The organism is Streptomyces sp. NBC_00344 (genome assembly GCF_036088315.1).
Lineage (GTDB): Bacteria > Actinomycetota > Actinomycetes > Streptomycetales > Streptomycetaceae > Streptomyces.
The window spans coordinates 3,935,942-3,954,305 of record NZ_CP107996.1 but is presented as its reverse complement, the minus strand read 5'-3'; the positions used below and the strand labels follow the sequence as shown (position 1 = coordinate 3,954,305).

Annotated in this window: 16 protein-coding genes; 7 read left to right on the top strand and 9 right to left on the bottom strand. The window is 71.0% G+C overall.

Annotated features, from left to right (window positions below; genetic code table 11):
- Positions 1-46: 46 nt before the first annotated feature.
- Together OHS16_RS17875 and OHS16_RS17870 are read left to right on the top strand one after the other, a co-directional pair.
- Positions 47-706, top strand: a complete 660-nt coding sequence (locus OHS16_RS17875; protein ID WP_328538208.1) for a pyridoxine/pyridoxamine 5'-phosphate oxidase — start codon at positions 47-49, stop codon at positions 704-706.
- 212 nt (positions 707-918) lie between these two features.
- Positions 919-2,055, top strand: a complete 1,137-nt coding sequence (locus tag OHS16_RS17870) for a flavin-containing monooxygenase (protein ID WP_328538207.1) — start codon at positions 919-921, stop codon at positions 2,053-2,055.
- On the opposite strand, the gene OHS16_RS17865 is transcribed toward OHS16_RS17870, so the two are convergent.
- Positions 1,991-3,283, bottom strand: coding sequence for a hypothetical protein (locus tag OHS16_RS17865; protein ID WP_328538206.1), 1,293 nt, complete (start codon positions 3,281-3,283; stop codon positions 1,991-1,993). The genes OHS16_RS17870 and OHS16_RS17865 overlap by 65 nt on opposite strands.
- 170 nt (positions 3,284-3,453) lie before the next feature.
- Entirely contained in the window at positions 3,454-4,770 is a 1,317-nt protein-coding gene (locus OHS16_RS17860) for an MFS transporter (protein ID WP_328538205.1), read from the bottom strand.
- 207 nt (positions 4,771-4,977) lie between these two features.
- Here OHS16_RS17860 and OHS16_RS17855 point away from each other — a divergent pair, with 207 nt between their 5' ends.
- Entirely contained in the window at positions 4,978-5,958 is a 981-nt protein-coding gene (locus tag OHS16_RS17855; protein WP_328538204.1) for a GlxA family transcriptional regulator, read from the top strand.
- A 33-nt stretch (positions 5,959-5,991) separates the two neighbouring features.
- Here OHS16_RS17855 and OHS16_RS17850 read toward each other — a convergent pair whose 3' ends face one another.
- From OHS16_RS17850 to OHS16_RS17840, 3 genes are all read right to left on the bottom strand, one after another.
- Positions 5,992-7,575, bottom strand: coding sequence for an alkaline phosphatase D family protein (locus tag OHS16_RS17850; protein ID WP_328538203.1), 1,584 nt, complete (start codon positions 7,573-7,575; stop codon positions 5,992-5,994).
- 399 nt (positions 7,576-7,974) lie between these two features.
- On the bottom strand, positions 7,975-8,466 hold the full coding sequence (locus OHS16_RS17845; protein ID WP_328538202.1) for an ATP-binding protein: 492 nt from the start codon (positions 8,464-8,466) through the stop codon (positions 7,975-7,977).
- Between the two features lie 405 nt (positions 8,467-8,871).
- Entirely contained in the window at positions 8,872-9,267 is a 396-nt protein-coding gene (locus OHS16_RS17840) for an STAS domain-containing protein (protein WP_328538201.1), read from the bottom strand.
- Between the two features lie 267 nt (positions 9,268-9,534).
- Here OHS16_RS17840 and OHS16_RS17835 point away from each other — a divergent pair, with 267 nt between their 5' ends.
- Together OHS16_RS17835 and OHS16_RS17830 are read left to right on the top strand one after the other, a co-directional pair.
- On the top strand, positions 9,535-10,143 hold the full coding sequence (locus OHS16_RS17835) for a sigma-70 family RNA polymerase sigma factor (protein ID WP_328538200.1): 609 nt from the start codon (positions 9,535-9,537) through the stop codon (positions 10,141-10,143).
- 26 nt (positions 10,144-10,169) lie between these two features.
- Positions 10,170-11,387 carry a zf-HC2 domain-containing protein gene (locus tag OHS16_RS17830; RefSeq protein ID WP_328540888.1) on the top strand — a complete coding sequence of 406 codons (1,218 nt, stop codon included), beginning with the start codon at positions 10,170-10,172 and terminating at the stop codon, positions 11,385-11,387.
- Positions 11,388-11,434: 47 nt separating this feature from the next.
- Here OHS16_RS17830 and purU read toward each other — a convergent pair whose 3' ends face one another.
- Both purU and OHS16_RS17820 read right to left on the bottom strand, forming a co-directional pair.
- Positions 11,435-12,286 (bottom strand): formyltetrahydrofolate deformylase, encoded by an 852-nt coding sequence (gene purU, locus OHS16_RS17825; RefSeq protein ID WP_328538199.1) that lies wholly within the window; start codon positions 12,284-12,286, stop codon positions 11,435-11,437.
- A gap of 29 nt (positions 12,287-12,315) precedes the next feature.
- A complete protein-coding gene (locus tag OHS16_RS17820) occupies positions 12,316-12,762 on the bottom strand; it encodes an SCO4402 family protein (protein WP_328540887.1) in 447 nt (148 codons plus the stop codon).
- Between the two features lie 170 nt (positions 12,763-12,932).
- Here OHS16_RS17820 and OHS16_RS17815 point away from each other — a divergent pair, with 170 nt between their 5' ends.
- Positions 12,933-14,240 (top strand): ABC transporter substrate-binding protein, encoded by a 1,308-nt coding sequence (locus OHS16_RS17815; protein ID WP_328538198.1) that lies wholly within the window; start codon positions 12,933-12,935, stop codon positions 14,238-14,240.
- Between the two features lie 115 nt (positions 14,241-14,355).
- Here the strand turns inward: OHS16_RS17815 and OHS16_RS17810 are convergent, their stop codons facing one another.
- The gene (locus tag OHS16_RS17810; RefSeq protein WP_328538197.1) at positions 14,356-15,783 is read right to left on the bottom strand and encodes a hypothetical protein; all 1,428 of its coding nucleotides are present in this window, start codon (positions 15,781-15,783) and stop codon (positions 14,356-14,358) included.
- 253 nt (positions 15,784-16,036) lie between these two features.
- Positions 16,037-17,425 carry a transcriptional regulator gene (locus OHS16_RS17805; protein ID WP_328538196.1) on the bottom strand — a complete coding sequence of 463 codons (1,389 nt, stop codon included), beginning with the start codon at positions 17,423-17,425 and terminating at the stop codon, positions 16,037-16,039.
- Positions 17,426-17,682: 257 nt separating this feature from the next.
- On the opposite strand from OHS16_RS17805, the gene OHS16_RS17800 reads away from it, so the two are divergent.
- Positions 17,683-18,351 carry a bifunctional DNA primase/polymerase gene (locus tag OHS16_RS17800; protein ID WP_328538195.1) on the top strand — a complete coding sequence of 223 codons (669 nt, stop codon included), beginning with the start codon at positions 17,683-17,685 and terminating at the stop codon, positions 18,349-18,351.
- The last annotated feature ends 13 nt before the right edge of the window (positions 18,352-18,364 follow it).

The window sequence follows — 18,364 nt, the reverse complement described above, 5'->3', positions numbered from 1 at the left end:
GGTCCGCCATCGGTGTTCCCCGGGGTTCACCGCGAGAATGAGCCGCATGGACGACTTCACCGCCTTTCTGCACACCTTGCGGGTCTGGGATCTCCCCGAACTGCCGCGGTTCGACCCGGACACCGCCCCTGCGGCACCCCTGCCGCTCTTCCGGCAGTGGCTCCGCGCCGCGGCAGGAGCGGGGCAGCCCGAGCCGCACACCATGACGCTGGCCACCGTCGACGAGGCGAGCCGCCCGGATGTCAGGACCGTGATGCTGCACGGTGCGGACGAACAGGGCTGGCACTTCGCCTCGCACTCCACCAGCGCCAAGGGCCGTCAGCTCGCCGCCCACCCGGAGGCCGCGCTCGGCTTCTACTGGGCGGCGCAGGCCCGCCAGGTCCGGGTGCGGGGTCCCGTCACCGCGGCGCCGTCCGCCGCCGGGCAGGCCGATCTGCACGCCCGCTCGACCGGCGCACTGGCAGCGGCGCTCACCGGACGGATGAGTGGAGTGCTCTCATCGCAGGCCGAGTTGGAGCAGACGTCGGACGAAGCATGGGAACGCGCTCAGGCCGATCCAAAGACCCCGGCGCCGACCTGGACGCTCTATGTACTGGACCCCGTCGAGGTGGAGTTCTTCCAGGGCGACGCGCGCCGACGCCATGTCCGCCTGCGCTACCGGCGCGCCGGGGGCGACGGCTGGACGAAGGAGCTGCTCTGGCCGTGAGCCGGCGGGAACCCGGGAGCCTCGCCGCACACCGGGCCGGTCGACGGATGAGGACCGCCGTGACAGTGCGCCGGAACACCGCAATATGACGGTGCGTCAGGCCTTGGCGGTGAAGATGTCTCACGCAGAACGTGCACATGCGTGATCAATTCGCAATCGCTTGTGCCCTTGACCGAGACCCACCACCCGAATCGGCGATTACGCTCCGTTTCATGGACGATACGAACGACGGTCGGCCCGTCTATGTCATCGGCGCCGGGCCAGGGGGGCTGGCCGCTGCGGCCGCACTGCGCGAGCGGGGCGTACGGGCCGTCGTGCTGGAGAAGTCCGAGGACGTCGCGGCTTCGTGGCGCAGACACTACGACCGCCTTCATCTGCACACCACCCGGCGGCTCTCCTCTCTGCCAGGACTGCCGATACCCCGCTCCTTCGGCCGGTGGGTGTCCCGGGACAACGTCATCCGGTATCTGGAGAAGTACGCGCAGTTCCACGAGCTGGAGATCGTGACGGGCGTCGAGGTGACCGGCATCTCCCGCACCGAGGGCCCGGGATGGCTGCTGCACGCGACCGGCGGACGGGAGCTGACCGGGCGGGCCGTGGTCGTGGCCACCGGGTTCAACCACACCCCGAAACTGCCGGACTGGGCGGGCGCCCGGACGTACGGCGGAGAGCTGGTGCACGCCGGCGAGTACCGCAACAGCGCGCCGTACACGGACCAGGACGTGCTGGTCGTCGGGGCCGGGAACACCGGCGCCGAGATCGCGGTGGATCTGATCGAGGGCGGTGCGGGGCGGGTGCGGCTCGCGGTGCGTACGGTGCCGCACATAGTCCGGCGCTCGACGGCGGGCTGGCCCGCGCAGGCCACCGGCATCATGGTGCGGCGGCTGCCGACCGCTCTGGTGGACCGGGCGGGCAGCGTCATCTGCCGGATCTCGGTGCCCGACCTCTCCGCGCAGGGGCTGCCGCGCCCGGACACCGGTCTCTACACGCGGGTGCGCCAGGGCGCGATCCCGGTGCAGGACGTGGGTCTGATCGATGCGATACGGACCGGCCGGGTCGAACCGGTCGCCGCGGTGGACTCCTTCGACGACGGGAAGGTGGTGCTGGCCGACGGCTCCAGGATCTCGCCCGACGCGGTGATCGCCGCTACCGGCTACCGGCGCGGGCTGGAAGGGCTCGTCGGAGGTCTGGATGTGCTCGACGCGCGCGGCCGTCCGGTGGTGCACGGCGGCCGTGCGCCGAAAGGGGCGCCCGGCCTGTACTTCACCGGGTTCACCAATCCGATCAGCGGGATGTTCCGCGAACTGGCCGCCGACGCACGGAAGATCGCATCCGCTCTCGCGAAGTGAGCAGGAGCGCACCGCCGGCCAGCAGCGCCCCGGCTGCCGCTCCCCCGGCGAACAGGGAGTCACCGGCCCCGGTGTCGGCAAGCTCGTCGCCCCCCGCCCCACCGCTCACGGACGCGGAGCCCGCGGAAGCGGAGCCCGCGGAAGCGGAGCCGGGCGGGGCACTCGCGTGCGGGGTGACCGGGCCGCCCCCGGTATCCGATGCGTTGACGACGATCTCCGCGGTGTTGTCGGCCGGGTTCCTGTCGAACGGCAGCGTCCCCCAGCGGTGATCGCCCCTCACGAACGCGACTGTGCCGGTGGCGTTCCTGACGACTCTGTCGATGCGCAGCCGGAACGGATACGCACGCTCGCTGTGTGCGTCGGCGTAGTCGTAGGGGGTCGTGCAGCGGTAGACGGAGCCGCTGCCGGTCGCGCTCCTGCCCTTCGCGCCGCCGGCCCCGGCCGGACGACAGAAGTCGGGGGCCCCGGTCACCCTGGTGCCGGGCGGGAGCCGGACGTCGAAGACGCCGATGGGTGAGGAAACGTCGTTGGCCACCCACGCCGGCCCCCGGTTGGCGAACGTCACACCGGCCGTGACGGTGGCGCCCCTCTTTCCCCTGAGCCTCGCCCCGGTGAGCGCGAAGTCCGCGCTGCTGTCCGCGGTGATCGGCACGCTGAGCCCGTAGTCGCCGTGGACCGCTCCTGGATCGGCGGGCGGTTGCTGCTCGACGAGGCGCAGTACCGGGCCGGTCCCCGCTGCGCGCCCTGTCCCGCCGGGGAAGGAGGGCGAGTCCGCCTGGGCGTTCACGCCGAACCTCTCGTACAGCGCACGGTCCAGGATGTGCAGACCCACCGGCTTCTCCGGCGCATAGACCGCGCCGGGCTCCAGTGTCTGCCCGACGGCGCAGACCGCGTTCACCTGGGCGGGGCCCTCGTCCTGGGCCGGGGTGTCCTCGTATGCGCAGTTCGTGTACCTCTCGGCGAAGGCGAGGCCCTGTGAGCCGTTGAGATAGAGCACCACCCGGGTGGCGGGGGCGTCCCCCCGGTTCTTCACCGCGAACGACATCCCCGTCGAGCTGCCCGGCCGCACGCCGCTGACCGGTGCGTGCTCCGCGATGACCAGGTCCGGGCCCGCTGCCGCCCGGCCGGCGCCCGCGGCGGGGACTGCCGTCAGCGCCCCGACCAGCCCCGCGGCGCTGGCCGCACCGGCCGCGACCCGCAGCGCACGAACTCCTGTGGCAGATCGCATGATGCCCTCCGGACAGAGACACACGGAAAACGTGCCCGCGCGGCCGCGCGGCTGTGTGAAGAGACCCGCACGGCACCCGGACGGTTGTACGGGAATCCCCGCCCCGCCGTACGTGGGGTTCTCCCCTCGTGTCCCCCGGCAGCGGGATGCTCCCCCCTGCCTGACCCCGGTCAGGCCGCCGGCACCACAGGCATTACCGGCACCGCAGGCCGCTGCCTGATCACCAGCGCCATCAGCGCCGCCACCGCGCACAGCGCGCCCGAGGCGTACCAGACCACGTCGTACGAACCGAAGACATCGCGCGCCAGCCCGCCGAGGAACGCGACCAGTGCGGCGCCGACCTGGTGCGAGGCCAGGACCCAGCCGAAGACAATGGCGCTGTCCTCGCCGTAGTACTCACGGCAGAGGGAGATCGTCGGGGGGACCGTCGCCACCCAGTCCAGACCGTAGAAGACGATGAAGAGCACCATCGGCGGGTGGATGGACGGGTGGAGCAGCAGCGGAAGGAACAGCAGCGAGATGCCGCGCAGCGCGTAGTAGATCGCCAGCAGTCGGCGGGACTCGAAGCGATCGGTGAACCAGCCGGATGCGATGGTGCCGACGATGTCGAAGACACCGATCACGGCCAGCAGCGAAGCGGCCATCGTGACGGGCATGTGGTGGTCGTGTGCGGCGGGCACGAAGTGTGTCTTGACCAGTCCGTTCGTCGATGCGCCGCAGATCGCGAAGGTCCCGGCGAGGAGCCAGAACGGGCCGGTGCGGGCCGCTTTGACGAGCACCGTGACCGTGCGGCGCGCGGCCCCGGTCGCCGGCGGCGGCTTCGGCACGAACACCGCGGAGCCGTACGGCGCAGTCCCCACGTCCGCCGGGTGGTCGCGCAGCAGGAGCCAGACCAGAGGCACCACCGACAGCGCGGCGAGCGCCACGGTGACGGCTGCGGGGCGCCAGCCGTGGTGCGTGACCAGCCAGGAGAGACCGGGCAGAAAGACCAGTTGGCCCGATGCCCCGGCGGCTGTCAGTACGCCGGTGACAAGGCCGCGCTTGGCGGTGAACCAACGGTTGGTGACGGTGGCCGCGAAGGCGAGTGCCATCGATCCACTGCCCAGCCCGACGAGCAGCCCCCAGTACAGGACCAGTTGCCAGGCCGCCGTCATCCACACCGTGAGCAGTGATCCGACGGCGATCACGGTGAGGGCGACGGCGACCACCCGCCGGATGCCGAACCGGTCCATCAGGGCGGCGGCGAACGGAGCGGTCAGTCCGTACAGAGCGAGGTTGACCGACACCGCGAAGCCGATCAGGCCGCGCGACCAGTGGAATTCCTGGTGCAGCGGGTCGATCAACAGGCCCGGGAGCGAGGCGAACGCAGCGGAGCCGATGATCGTGACAAAGGTGACCGCCGCGACGAACCAGGCCCGGTGCAGGCGCGGTCGGCGTACGGCGGGCTGCTGATCCTCTGTGCCCAGGGTCTCGCTTGTCTGCGTCACGGCCTCAGCATCACCGGTGCGGGCAGCCCGAACGAGTGGCCCGAAGGACAGGCTTCGCTAGGATCGGGCCACGCACGGGCCGCCCATCCGTCAGACCTCCGTCGTACGGGGAATGGCCTGGCCGGCCGGGCGCTTGTCAGTCACAGTGAATGTGCATATCAAGGAGTGGTCTGGACCACCAGGCCCGTCTCACGGGGGAGGAACCCCATGTCCCGACCGCACCGGGTCGTCGTTCTCGCGATGGACGGACTGCTCCCCTTCGAACTCGGCATCCCGCACCGCATCTTCACCCGCCCGCTGGGCTCCGCGGGCCGCCCGCTCTACGAGGTGGCGACCTGCTCCGTCCGCCCGCCGGGTCCGGTCCGCACCGACGCGGACTTCTCGATCATGGTCGAGAACGGCCCGGAGGCACTCGGCAGCGCCGACACCGTGGTGGTGCCCGCCTCGTACGAACTGGGCCCGGTGCACACCGAGGGCCGGCTGACGGAGGAGCTCGCCGCCGCCCTCGCACACATCGCACCCGGCACCCGGCTGGTGTCCATCTGCACGGGTTCCTACGTACTGGCCGCCGCCGGATATCTCGACGGGCGCCCGGCCACCACCCACTGGGCGTCCGCCGAGCACTTCCAGCGGCTCTTCCCGTCCGTCCGGGTCGATCCCGGTGTCCTGTTCGTCGACGACGGCGACGTGCTGACATCGGCCGGGGTGGCTGCCGGCATCGATCTGTGCCTGCACCTGGTGCGGCGCGATCACGGCACGGCAGTCGCCAACGAGGTGGCCCGACGCACCGTGGTACCGCCGCACCGCGACGGCGGCCAGGCGCAGTACATCGAACGCCCGCTTCCCGAACCGGGGTTGGCGAACACGTCCGCCGCCCGCAGCTGGGCACTGGGACGGCTGCACGAACCGATCCAGCTGCGCGACCTGGCCGAGCGGGAATCCATGTCGGTGCGTACCTTCACCCGCCGCTTCCGCGAGGAGGCCGGGATCAGCCCCGGGCAGTGGCTGACGCGCCAACGGGTGGAGCGAGCCCGGCATCTGCTCGAGTCGTCGGATCTGCCGATGGACCAGATCGCCCAGGACGCCGGATTCGGCACGGCCCAGTCGATGCGGCAGCATCTGCAGGCCGTTCTGGGTGTCCCGCCCACCGTCTACCGGCGCACCTTCCGCAGCGGCGCCAAGACCTGACCTCGCCCCGGCCGGCGGGCGGAGCCGCCGCCCCTAGGGCAGCAACTGCACACCCGGCCGTCCCGACCGCACCAGCAGCCGGGCCTGCGTGCTCGCGCCGGACTTCTTGCCCAGCACCGTGTCGACCACCCGGACCTGGGCGAACACCGTCTCATGAGCGATGTCGAAGAGGTGGTAGCCGCGGTGGGCGTCGATGACCTTCCAGTGCGGGTTGTCGGCCTTCAGCGGGTCCCACTGCTGGTGGAAGGCCGCCTGGTCCTGGTCTCCGCCACTCGAGATCGAGGTGCCGACGAACTCCGCACCGACCACGGCCGACGAGGGGTCGGCGAAGTCCTTCTTCAGATCGCTGATCATCGTGAAGTGGCGGTCGCCGGAGAGCACCAGCGGGTTGCGCACGTGCTGGAACACCTTCAGCATCGCGTCGCGTTCGGTCTGGTAGCCGTCCCACGCGTCGTAGTACCAGAGCTTGCCCGCACCCGGCTGGAGGTCGGTCTCGGCCATCATGATCTGCGAGGCGATGACGTTCCAGCGGGCCGGTGAGCGGTTCAGCCCGCTCAGCAGCCAGGCGCGCTGTTCGGCTCCGAGCATGGTCAGGGCAGGGTCCTGGGCGCCCGCCTGGGTGATGGCCTGGTCGCTGCGGAACTGGCGGGTGTCGAGGACGTTCAGCCGGATGAGCCGCCCGTAGTCGAAGCGCCGGTACATCTGGATGTGCGGGCCGTCAGGCACCGCGGCGGCCCGCACCGGCATGTGCTCGTAGTACGCCTGGTACGCGGCGGTGAGCCGGCTGACGAAGGCGTCGTGCGACTGCTTCGCCGGATCCTGCGGCACCTGCCCGGCGTAGTCGTTGTCGACCTCGTGGTCGTCGAAGGTCACCACCCAGGGGGCGTGGGCGTGCATCGCCTGGAGGTCGGGGTCGGTGCGGTACTGGGCGTACCTGTTGCGGTACTGGGTCAGGCTGTACGGCTCGCCCGTCCCCTCGTGGACGCGGACCGACGTCGCGACGGGCGTCGACTCGTAGATGTAGTCGCCGACGAAGAGGACCAGGTCGGGGTCCTGGGCGCGCATGTCGGCGTACGCGGTGAAGAAACCCTGCTGCCAGTTCTGGCAGGAGGCGAGAGCAATACGGAGCCTGCCGCCGCTGGAGAGCGGACTCGGCGCGGTACGGGTGCGGCCGACCGGCGAGATCTGGCCGCCGCAGCGGAAGCGGTACCAGTACTGCCGGCCCGGCCTGAGCCCGGTGGCATCCACGTGCACGCTGTGTCCGCGCTCCGGGACGGCCTGCGCGGTGCCCTTGCGCACGATCTTGCTGAAGCGCCTGTCGTCGGCCACCTGCCACTCGACGGTCACCGGCGCATCAGGCATCCCACCGCCGTTCAGCGGATCGGGAGCGAGCCGGGTCCACAGCACGACGGCGTCCGGGAGCGGATCACCGGATGCGACACCGAGCGTGAAGACCCCGTCGGGGAGAGCGGGCGCGACCGCCCCGGGCACCACCGCGGCCGCGGTGCCGGAGAACGGAAGCTGCGCGACGGCCGCTGCGCCGAGCGCGAGGGCCGATCCGGCCAGGAAGCGGCGGCGGGCGGGCTGGGCGGGGAGGGCTCTGTCATCAGCGGGCATACGGATGGACTCCCTTGGCTCCTGTGTCCTCTTGTCATATCGAAGGTTCACAGGCCGGGAGGGCCGAGCGGCTGAACGGCACGCGTCGTCCGCGTGACGCTTCCCGGAAGGGTGGAGCGGACGGCTCAGCGAAGTCCTCTGCGCGGAGCCGCGGGTGTCGGAGTGTCAGAACACCTCGCGGCCCCCGTTGTGTCCCGGACGGCGGCCCATCACGGTGACCGCCGCCCGGTCCGGCGTAAGCCCGTTCCCCCCTGCCCCGGGGGAACCGCCGCCGAATCGCGATCCGCGCCCGCCGAGGCGGAGCCCCCCGGCTCCCTCGGCGCCCCTTGGCGGCGCATCGCTGCTCCAAGAGTGATCAGACCAGTACGCCGCGTCAACAGCAGGGCAGGGCTTTGCGTGCTATGCCCTATTGATGACGGCGCACGGGGGGTCGTAGACACCGACCCCGAATGCATCATCCGCGCCCACCGGTGCGCCCCCGATCCCGTTGCAATCGGCCCGGTCCAACTCGCACCAGATGGACTTGCCGTGCCCCTCGGGCTGCCAGCCCCACCGGTCCGCGAGGCCGTCGACCAGTTCCAGACCGCGGCCGTTGGTGTCCCCGCCCTCCGCGTGACGCGGCCGGGGCGGACAGGTGCTGGCGTCGACGACCTCGACCCTGACCGTGCCCGCACAGTCGGCGGGACCGAACAGCAGCCGCAGCACGGCCGGACAGCCGGTGTGCACCACCGCATTGGTGACCAGCTCGGAGATGAGCAGGATCAGTGTCTCGGCCAGCGGCTCGTCGGCCCCTATGCCGTACCCGACGAGCCTGGACCGCGCCCACCTACGGGCCCGTCCCACCTCCGCGGGATCGGGTCCGACCTCCAGCTGAACCTGAAGCACCTGCACCGCTCACACCATCCGAACCGGCGGACACATCGCCTAGCGCCTCCCAGGAGTCACGGACCGTGATTCCTCGGAGAGACAGCATGGTTGACGTACAGTCACCGCAACAAGCGCTTCAGGCATATTCCAGCACGAAGGAGTAGGCGTGGTGCATACTGTGCGACGCCTGTTGCGGACAGTCGAACGAGGGCGCTTTTCGCACCCGCGTACGGTGCGAACGGCGCGCATTCCCCGCCCCGGGGCCGTTTCCCCGGCAGCGACGGCGTTTCCACGCACCACGGTCATTCGCATCCACCGGAGGGTACCGGAGCACGGCCACGACTCCGGCCCGTAACGACCCGCTCGAAGGACACAACCCGGTATCAACGCTCGGTGACCATCTCACGGCCGGGACTTCGCGGACACGGCTCAGGCCGAGAGCGGCTCCGCGTCCTCCGCCGTGGCGTCGCCGACACCCGCGTACACCTCGAAGAGCCGGCGGACACCGAGTGCCGCGAGGACCTTGTTCACATGGGCGGCGGAACCCTGGCCCGACATACCGCCCACCCGGCCCTGGGAAGGCAGCACCAGCCGGAGCCTGCCCTGGCAGGAACGCATCAGCCGACGGGCGGCGATCAGCACACCCACACCACTGGAGTCGCAGAACACCACGTCGGAGAGATCGAGCACCACATCGTGGCAGCCGACGGCGACCGCGTCGTGGACACGCTGCCGCACCGCGGGAGAGCTCACCAGGTCCAGTTCACCGGAAACACGCAGCACGACCCACTCGCCGTGCCGGGCTTCGTCCACGTTCAGCATCACGTGACTGGACCTTTCACCTGTCGGTCCGGAAGATCCGGAAGTTTCGCTTCCACCTCGCGGCTGCCCACCACCCTCACCATGAAACACCGGACCCCTCAAGAAGACACAGAAGATTCCAGACAGAAAAGATCGTTCGACCGGCGCTCGACCGGCGGATTCCTCCCTGCCCACGGCATCCTCAAGGCCGCACTTGGTGCAAAGGGGGAGCACTCATCCGGCACACCCGACTACTGTCGAAACGACAAGAGGCAGATGTTTGGGGGCCTTATGCCGAAGGACGCACCACCTCGGTGGGACCGCAGGATGCAGCAGCGGCTCGCCCGCGGCGAGGCCGCGGCGCTCGGTGAGCTCTACGACCGGTTCGCGTCCCTCGTGCACAGCCTGGCCCACCGTGTGCTGGACGACGACGAGGCCGCGGACCGGATCACCCGCGAGGTTTTTGTCCAGGTCTGGGAGCATCCCGACGCATACGACCCGAAACATGGGTCGATGCGGTCCTGGGTGGCCACACTCGCGCACCGGCAGGCCGTGCAGCGGCTGCGGCAGGCCGAGGTGGCGTCACTGGCCGCGACCGGCGAGGGGACCACGGAGGAGCTGGAGCAGAAGGTGCGCAGGGCGTCGGCGGCCGCCCGCGCCGACTACATCGTCACCTCCATGCCGGCGCCCCTGCGGGCGGCGCTGGAGCTCGCGTACTTCCAGCGCAGGGACTACCGTCAGACCGCGGCCGACCTCGGCGTGACGGAGGACGAGGCGCGGCGCCGGCTCCGCCTGGGGCTGCAACTGCTCTCCACGGCGAACACCCGCACCGAAGAGGGCGGCTTCCCTGCCGGCGGCGCGGGAGACACGTCGCCACCCGGATACGGCCGGGCGCTGTGACCGGGCCCGCCGACGAGCCGGCCGGAATGCCGGAGGAGGATCCTGTGCCCCGTATACCGAGCCCGCGGGGCGCGGCCGACGACCTGCCGATACTGCCGGCGCCACCGATGAACCTCTCCCACCGGGTGCTGAAGTCCCTGCTCGGCGCCTGGGCGCTGTCGGCCTGCTCCTTCGAGGAGACGGAGGCTGTGGAGGCGCATCTCACGGACTGCGCCCCGTGCGCCGACGAGGCGCTGCGCCTGCGGGACGCGGTGGCGCTGCTGCACTCCGAGCGAAACCTGGACCTCGATCCGATGCTGCGTTCCCGGGTGCTCCAGGGGTGCCTGATCCGCAGGCCCGCTCGCATACCGGTGCCTGGCTGGGCCGCTCCCTACGACGCGGAGACCGCCAGGCTCGACGCGCTGCTCAATGACTTCGGCGATGCCGAGTGGCACGCCCCGGTGCGGCTGAAGTGGTACGAGAACGAGCATGCCGCATCCCGCAGGACCACGGTCGCCGGCGTCATCGGGCACCTGCTGACCGTGGACGGCCTGGTCTCCGCGGCGCTCGGCCTGGAGGACTCGCTGAAGAAACTGCTGGGCGACTCCCCGGACGGCGCCCGGGTCGGTGCGCTCCCCCGTTCCCCGGCGGAGCGCACCGCGATGTACTGGCGCACGCTCTCCGCCCCGCCGACCCGCACGATCCGTGAGCCGTGGCGCGAGCAGAGCCACACACTGATCCGCACGGTCTCCTTCGCCGGCGGCGGCGTCGCCGAACTGGGCGTACCGTACGGGGAGTTCACCCTTCCCATGCGCGATTCGCTGCTCGACCGCGCCTTCGAGTGCTGGGTGCACGCCGGCGACATCGCGGACGCCGTCGACTATCCGTACGACCCGCCCGCCGCCCCGCATCTCAACCGGATGATCGACCTGGCCGCCCGGATACTGCCGGCCACGCTGGCCGCCCGCCGGCGCGCGGGCCACGCGGCACCGCCCCGGCAACTGGTCCCCGCCGGTGCGCCGGGCCGTTCACTGCGGCTCGAGATCGAGGGCGCCGGCGGCGGTGACTGGTACATCCCGCTGGATTCCCCCGGTGCGGTGGGATCCAGCGACCACTCCGTGGCCCATGTGGCCCTGGACGGGGCGGAGTTCTGTCGGCTGGCGGCCGGGCACGTGCCTCCGGAGGAGGCCATGGCGGGACAGGACGGTGACCGCGAGGCGATCCGGGACGTGCTGTTCGCTGCCGCCTCACTGTCCCGGCTGTAGCGAACGGCCCGGGGGCGGCTGCCCGGCCGGCCGCCACGCCGGGCGGTTCAGCCGAAGATCACCGTTCGGTGGCCGTTGAGCAGGATCCGGTGCTCCGCATGCCACTTCACCGCTCGCGCCAGCGCGCGGCACTCCACGTCCCGCCCGATCGCCACGAGCTGGTCCGGGGTGACCTCATGGCCCACCCGCTCGACCTCCTGCTCGATGATCGGGCCCTCGTCCAGGTCGGCCGTCACATAGTGCGCGGTCGCGCCGATCAGCTTCACACCCCGGGCGTGCGCCTGGTGGTACGGCTTCGCGCCCTTGAAGCTCGGCAGGAAGGAGTGGTGGATGTTGATGATCCGGCCGTTCAGCGCCTTGCAGAGATCGTCGGAGATGACCTGCATGTAGCGGGCCAGCACCACCAGCTCGACGTTCTCGGCACGGACGAGCTCCAGCAGCTCGCCCTCGGCGGCCGCCTTGTTGTCCTTCGTCACCGGAATGTGGTGGAACGGGATCCCGTACGAACCGACCAGCTCGGCGAAGTCCGGGTGGTTGGAGACGACCGCGGCGATCTCCACGGGCAGTGCGCCGGTGCGGGAACGGAACAGCAGGTCGTTCAGGCAGTGGCCGAACTTGCTGACCATCAGGACGATCCGCATCCGGTCATCGGCGCGATGGATCTGCCAGTCCATCGTGAAGGCGTCGCCGACCGCGGCGAAACTCGCCCGCAGCTTGTCCAGCGTCACCGGCCGCTCGGCCGTGAAGTGCACCCGCATGAAGAAGAGGCCGGTGTCCCGGTCCCCGAACTGCTGACTGTCCTCGATGTTGCAGCCCGTGATGTAGAGATAGCTCGACACGGCATGCACAATGCCCTGTTTGTCCGGGCAGGAAAGCGTGAGGACGTACTCGTCGGTCATGCCCAGTAGGGTGCCACAACCGTCCGGCGTCAGACGGCCGTGGTCATGATGCGGAGCACTTCCAGGGTGTGCGGGGACACGTCCGGGTCGTCGGTGTCGGCCGCGGCCAGCCGCACATGCGCCTCCCGGGCGGCCCTGACGGCCTCCGGCCAGCCGTGATGTTCCATATAGACGGACACGGGAGCATCCGCCCCCACCTGGTGCATGATGCGCAGCACCCGCAGCACGGCCACGTCGACGAGCGCGGCCTCCCCCGAGTCCCGGAAGACCGTCCCGACGTACTTCTCCGCCGACCAGTTGTCGAGCCAGGTGTCCTCGACGAGGCGGTAGACGGCGTCGGTGATGTCCCCGTACTCCTCGCGGCCGGCCAGCCAGCACTCCTGGTGGAAGACCGGGTCGGAAAGCATATGCAGCGCCGAGCGCACATTGGCGCGCCAGCGCCACCACGGCATGTCGTTGAGCGGCATGCCGCCCATGGTGGTGGAGCGACGGCCGTGACGGGAAGCGTTCGGGGAACCTTGCACGATTTCGATCGTACGTTCCCCCGTTGTGGAGGTTCCCCGCCCCCCGCAATTCACTCCGCGGTCACCGAGCGTTGAGAAGGGGCCACCGTCGCGTTACCCGGGAGGCGGAAGGGTGCTTGCACATGACCGGTTGGCGACGTTCCTTCACCGTCCTCGCACTCTGCATGACTGTCGGGGCACCGCTGCTCACCGGCTGTGGCGGTGGCCCTGGAGGCTCAGGGGGCTCCAGGGACCCCGTCACGATCATGACCTGGGCCCCCGAGGACACCCGGGCGACCAATATGCCCGGCATGCCGGCCATGGCGACGGCGTACGCCCGCTGGGTGAACGCCCGGGGCGGGATCGACGGGCACGTGCTCAGGATCATCACCTGCAACGACCACAACAGTCTGGTCGACGCGGCCAGGTGCGCCAAGCGGGCGGCCGACGAGGACGTGGCCGCGGTCGTCGGCTCGTACAGCGTCCATGGGCAGTCGTTCATGCCGGCACTCGAGGCCGCGGGCATCCCGTACATCGGCGGCTACGGCGTGACCACCGAGGAGTTCCGCTCGGCGCTCTCCTTCCCGGTCAACGGCGGCCAGGCATCGCTGCTGGCCGGCAACGGCAGGCAGCTCGCAGGTGACTGCGAGCGGGTCGCGCTGGTGCGCCCGGAGAGCGTCGACGGCGACGACCTTCCCCTGCTGCTCGACACCGGCCTGGCCGAGGGACACAAGGGCCCGGCCACCGACATCCGGACCACCGAGGACGCCGGGGAGTACACGGCGCAGGCCGAGTCGGCACTGAACGCCGTGGGTGCGGGGCCCGGGCTGCCGGCGCAGATCGGGCCGGCGGCCGCGTCCGCCCGCGCGGCCAAGGGCTGTGTGACCGCGGTGCTGGGCGATCGCACGGAGACCTTCTTCGACTCCTTCAGGCGACTGGAACAGCCGGGCCAGAAGGTCAGGGTGGCCTCGGTACTCGGCAGTGTCAGCCAGGGGCTCATCGACAGCACCGGCGGCAGGAGGAGCCCGTACGAAGGGGCGTACGTCACCGGCTGGTATCCGCAGACGACCGACCCGCGCTGGCAGCAGATGCGCGATGTGATCAGCAGGTACGCGTTCGGCGACGACCGGATCGACCCGGCCGACGCGGGCGTCCAGACCACCTGGATCGCCTACACGGTGCTGCGGCGGACCATCGAGTCGCTGAACCAGGACCACATCTCGGCCGACGACCTCGTCCACGCACTCAACTCCGGCCTCTCCGTGCACACCGGTGGGCTGACACCCACGCTGCGGTGGAGCTTTCAGGACATGCTCGCCTCACGGGACTTCCCCCGGCTGGTCAACCACGACGTGACCTATCAAGTGGTGCGCAAGGGGCGGCTGGTGGCCGTGAAGCGGGACTCCGTCGACGTGGGCCGGACGCTGGAGCAGGCGTCCCTGGAGGAGTGAACTCCGGCCCGGCGGAACGGACCCGGCGAACGGACCGGTGACCTCCGGCCCAGCGGAACGGGACGCGGAGCGGACGAGCCGGCGCCCTTCAGGACGCCGGCTCCGCCGCTTCCGGTCAGAGCTGGTCGCCCCGGCGGGCAGTCAGGCCGTACTTCCCGGCGATGGCGTTCCACAGGCCTGACGCCTGCTTCTTGGCCGCGGTCGCCTCACCGCTCGCCTGGTCGCCGCGTCCCGCTTCAGCGGTGCGCTGGGCATGGCCGTGCTTGCAGCCCTTCTTGCCGTTGGCCGCGACCCTGTGCGCCCAGGCGGCGTACTGCTCGTCCGCGGTGGCCGACGCGTTCCACGCCTTGGTGAGCGACGACGTCAGCTGCGCGTTGTCCGGCAGCTTGTCGACGGTGAGGGCGCCGAGCCTGGTGACCAGGCTGTGCCGCTGCTTCGCCGCGCCCCGCAGGGCTGCCGCCGCCTGCGGAAGGTTCTGGCAGGCCCTGATGCTGCCGACAGCGGCCACCACGGCCGAACGGCTGTCGTTGCTGTCACCGAGAAGCTTGTCCAGTGAGACGGCCTGCGGCTTGGCCGGGTCCTGAGCGGCCTGGTCCGGAGCCTGCGATGCGGCGGTCGATGTGGAGGCGACGGGCTGTTTGTCGTCCTTCTTGTCGGATCCGCCCCCGCTGAGCAGGGCGCCGGCGCCGAGGCCTATCACCGCACAGCCGACCACCACGGCCGCGATCAGCGGCGTACGGGACGACTTCCGCCGCCCCTCGCCGGCCGCCGCGCGGGACGGAGGCTGCGGCTGCGGGGCGTACTGCCGCGCCTGCGGCGGCTGCTGGTACTGCTGCTGTCCGTACGGGCCGCCGCCCGGCTGCTGCTGCTGCTCGAAGCGCGGCAACTGCTGGGTCTCACCCGCGGCTTGCGGGTCGGCGGAACGGTCCGACCGGAAGAGGCTGTCGAACTCGGCGGGCGGCTGACGGTCCTCCGGCGCTCCCGGCCTGATCCCGTACGGGGCCGAGGCCGGCGCCGCCGGGACCGGAGGCAGGAACTGTGTGGGGTCGGCCTCGGACCCCGCAGGGGCCGGCGGTTGCGCCGACTGCTGCCGGTAGCCCAGGAATTGGGTCGATTCGGCCGGGTTCTCGGGCGGGAGCGCGACCGGCGCGATGTACTGCGTGGCGTCGCTGTCCCCGGCACCCGGAACGGCTTCAGGAGGCAACGGCTGCGCGTAGGAGGGTGATTGCGCGGGCTGCTGGTACGAGGACTGCGACGGGTACGGGTCCTGCGGCTGGTACGGGCCCTGGTGCTGCGGAGCCTGGAGCTGCGGAGCCTGGTGCTGCGGAGGCTGAAGCTGCGGCGCCCGGTGCTGCGGAGGCTGCTGCTGGGAGTCCTGCGGCCCCCAGGGCTGCCCCCACGGCTGTCCGCCGGCGGGCACGGTGTGCTCACCGGCAACCTCGGGCACGTAGGGCCCACTTCCGTCGGACGGCATCACGACACCCTCGTGCGCGCGCCGCACAGCGGGATGCTGCGGCTCGTCGCCCTGTCCGTTCTGCGTCACCGGGACTCCTACTGCGCGTGGACCTACGGAATCGTCGGTTCACGCTACCGGGTGAATGGAGGGGCTTGCTACGAGGCGCTGTACGGGGGTGTGGGATGTAACACATGCAGCCCGCGAGACGCTGCTATCGGGGGCGGTCATCGAGTGGGCGGGCCGCATGTGGCTTGATCTGCTCCCGGCCGGCCCGTGGACCGCCCGTTCCGGGCCCGGCCGGGCGCCGGGCGGAAGCCCTGCGACCGACCGGTATCCGCCACTATGCCGCCTGGATCTCCATCCGGGCCCCCAACTCCCTCACCACCGGCTCCTGTCCGTAGGGCTCCAGCCGCCGCCGCAGGTCATCCAGATACTCCGCCCCCCTGCTCGACCGCACGGTTCCCAGGAGTTCGAGCGCCGCGGTACCGGTCCGGCATGCCTCCTCGACCTCTCGTTGCTGGACCTGGGCACTGGCCAGCAGGACCAGACCGATGCCGCGGCGCCGGGCCTTGGTCTCGGGGAGGCCGGAGAAGGCCTCCTCGGCGCGGCGGGCAGCGGCCGCGCCCTGGCCGAGGTCACGGTGACAATGCGCCAACTCATCGGCCAGGTAGGAGCTGTCGAAGTGGGCGATCCAGGCGGGGTCGTCGCCCGATGGGCCACCGGACTCCGCGCGGTCCATCGCGGCCAGCGCCTGAGCCGCCACCTCCTGGGTGGCGCGGGCGTCGCCGAGCAGCGCGTGCCCGCGCGCCTCCGCCGCGTAGAACATCGCCTCGGCGCGGGGCGTGACCCTCCCCCTTGCCCCCTCCTGCGCGGCTCGCGCCAGCTGCGCGATCTCGCGGGGATTGCCCAGCTGGGCGGCCAGATGACTCATCGAGGCGGCCAGCACATACCCGCCGTAGCCACGGTCGCCCGCCGCCTGGGCGAGCCGCAGCGCCTGAATGTAGTAGCGCTGGGCAAGACCGGGCTGGCCGGTGTCCACGGCCATGTATCCGGCGAGTTCGGTCAGCCGGGCCACCGCGGCGAAGAGCTCCCGGCCCACCGCGTCGCGGTACGAACCGGCCAGAAGCCCGGACACCACGCTGTTCAGGTAGTGGACGACGATCGGCCGCACATGCCCGCTGCCGAAACGGTGGTCGAGGTCGGTGAGCGCGGCGGTCGTCGCCTGCACCGCCGCCACGTCCGACGCTCCCACCCGGGCCCCCGCGGCGCGCGCCACCTGGGGATCCGCCCCGGTGATCAACCAGTCACGGCTCGGCTCGACCAGCGCGGACGCGGCGACCGTCGAACCCGAGAGGAAGTCGCGGCGCCCCACATCGCTGCGCCACAGCTCGCAGACCTGCTCGATCGCGCCGAGCACGGTGGGCGAGAACTGCAGTCCCACACCGGAGGCAAGGTTCTTGCCGTCGGCCATACCGATCTCGTCGACGGTGACCGCACGGCTGAGTTTGCGGCCGAGCGCCTCGGCGATGATCACCGGCGCCCGGCCACGCGGCTGCTGACCGCGCAACCACCGTGCGACGGACGTCTTGTCGTAGCGCAGATCGACACCGCGCTCGGCGCCGACCATATTGACGCGACGGGCGAGACCGGCATTGGAACAGCCGGCTTCCTGGATGAGTGCCTGCAGCCGTTCGTTGGGCTGACGGGCGACGAGAGGCCTGGCGGCCATGAATACCCCCTGTGGCGTGCGGCGATCGGTGGACGGTCGGTTGATCACTGCCCGGCAGATGTCGGGAGAATGCGGTGGAAGGCGGGAGTAATCCCGGCATTCTCCATGCGTCCCCGCAGAGGGATACCCGTTCATCGGGGCGCATCCTCATGCGCGCCCCCGCACGTGCCTCCATGCGCCCCATATGCGGGAACGTTGCCGCGCCGCCCGTCGGAGACCGCCCGTAACCCCGGGTGACGGCGGGAGTTGAGCCGTTCATGAACGAGCCCATCACAGGCACGCAAGCCCCGCGGATCCCCGGGCAACGAGGTGAACGGCTGCTGGACAGCGCCGTTCGGTACGCGGAGGAACGCCACTGGGACGTGCTTCCCGGCACCTGGCTGGAGGCGATAGAGGGCGTCGAACGGTGCTCCTGCGCCGAGTCCGGGTGCCCCGCGCCCGGCGCGCACCCCACGCGCCCCGACTGGGCGGCCCAGGTCACCGGCAGCGCCGTCGCCGCCCGCAGCCTGTGGTCCGAGCAGCCCGCCGCATCAGTACTGCTGCCGACCGGGCGTACTTTCGACGCCATCGACGTCACGGAGACCGCCGGCTTCCTGGCGCTCGCCCGCATGGAGCGGATGGGCATGGACCTCGGCCCCGTGACCCGCACCCCGGCCCGCAGAATGCAGTTCTTCGTGCTGCCCGGCGCCGGGGCCAAGGTGCCGGATCTCGTCAGCAGGCTGGGCTGGACCCTCTCCTCGGTGGATCTGGCGGTACTCGGCGAGGGCGACTACCTGGCGGCGCCGCCCAGCCGGGTCGGGGCGGGCGGAGCGGTGCAGTGGGCACGCCGTCCGACCACCGCCAACCGGTGGCTGCCGGACGCCGACGAGTTGATCAATCCGCTCGCCTACGCCTGCGGCCAGGAGGCCCGGGACCGCCGCGGCTGAGCGGTGCGCCCGT

Excerpts from the sequence above, each read along its gene's own strand:
- OHS16_RS17875 (WP_328538208.1), top strand. The coding sequence starts at position 47 with ATGGACGACTTCACCGCCTTTCTGCACACCTTGCGGGTCTGGGATCTC.
- OHS16_RS17870 (WP_328538207.1), top strand. The coding sequence starts at position 919 with ATGGACGATACGAACGACGGTCGGCCCGTCTATGTCATCGGCGCCGGG.
- OHS16_RS17865 (WP_328538206.1), bottom strand. The coding sequence starts at position 3,283 with ATGCGATCTGCCACAGGAGTTCGTGCGCTGCGGGTCGCGGCCGGTGCG.
- OHS16_RS17855 (WP_328538204.1), top strand. The coding sequence starts at position 4,978 with ATGTCCCGACCGCACCGGGTCGTCGTTCTCGCGATGGACGGACTGCTC.
- OHS16_RS17850 (WP_328538203.1), bottom strand. The coding sequence starts at position 7,575 with ATGCCCGCTGATGACAGAGCCCTCCCCGCCCAGCCCGCCCGCCGCCGC.
- OHS16_RS17835 (WP_328538200.1), top strand. The coding sequence starts at position 9,535 with ATGCCGAAGGACGCACCACCTCGGTGGGACCGCAGGATGCAGCAGCGG.
- OHS16_RS17830 (WP_328540888.1), top strand. The coding sequence starts at position 10,170 with ATGCCGGAGGAGGATCCTGTGCCCCGTATACCGAGCCCGCGGGGCGCG.
- purU (WP_328538199.1), bottom strand. The coding sequence starts at position 12,286 with ATGACCGACGAGTACGTCCTCACGCTTTCCTGCCCGGACAAACAGGGC.
- OHS16_RS17820 (WP_328540887.1), bottom strand. The coding sequence starts at position 12,762 with ATGGGCGGCATGCCGCTCAACGACATGCCGTGGTGGCGCTGGCGCGCC.
- OHS16_RS17815 (WP_328538198.1), top strand. The coding sequence starts at position 12,933 with ATGACCGGTTGGCGACGTTCCTTCACCGTCCTCGCACTCTGCATGACT.
- OHS16_RS17805 (WP_328538196.1), bottom strand. The coding sequence starts at position 17,425 with ATGGCCGCCAGGCCTCTCGTCGCCCGTCAGCCCAACGAACGGCTGCAG.
- OHS16_RS17800 (WP_328538195.1), top strand. The coding sequence starts at position 17,683 with ATGAACGAGCCCATCACAGGCACGCAAGCCCCGCGGATCCCCGGGCAA.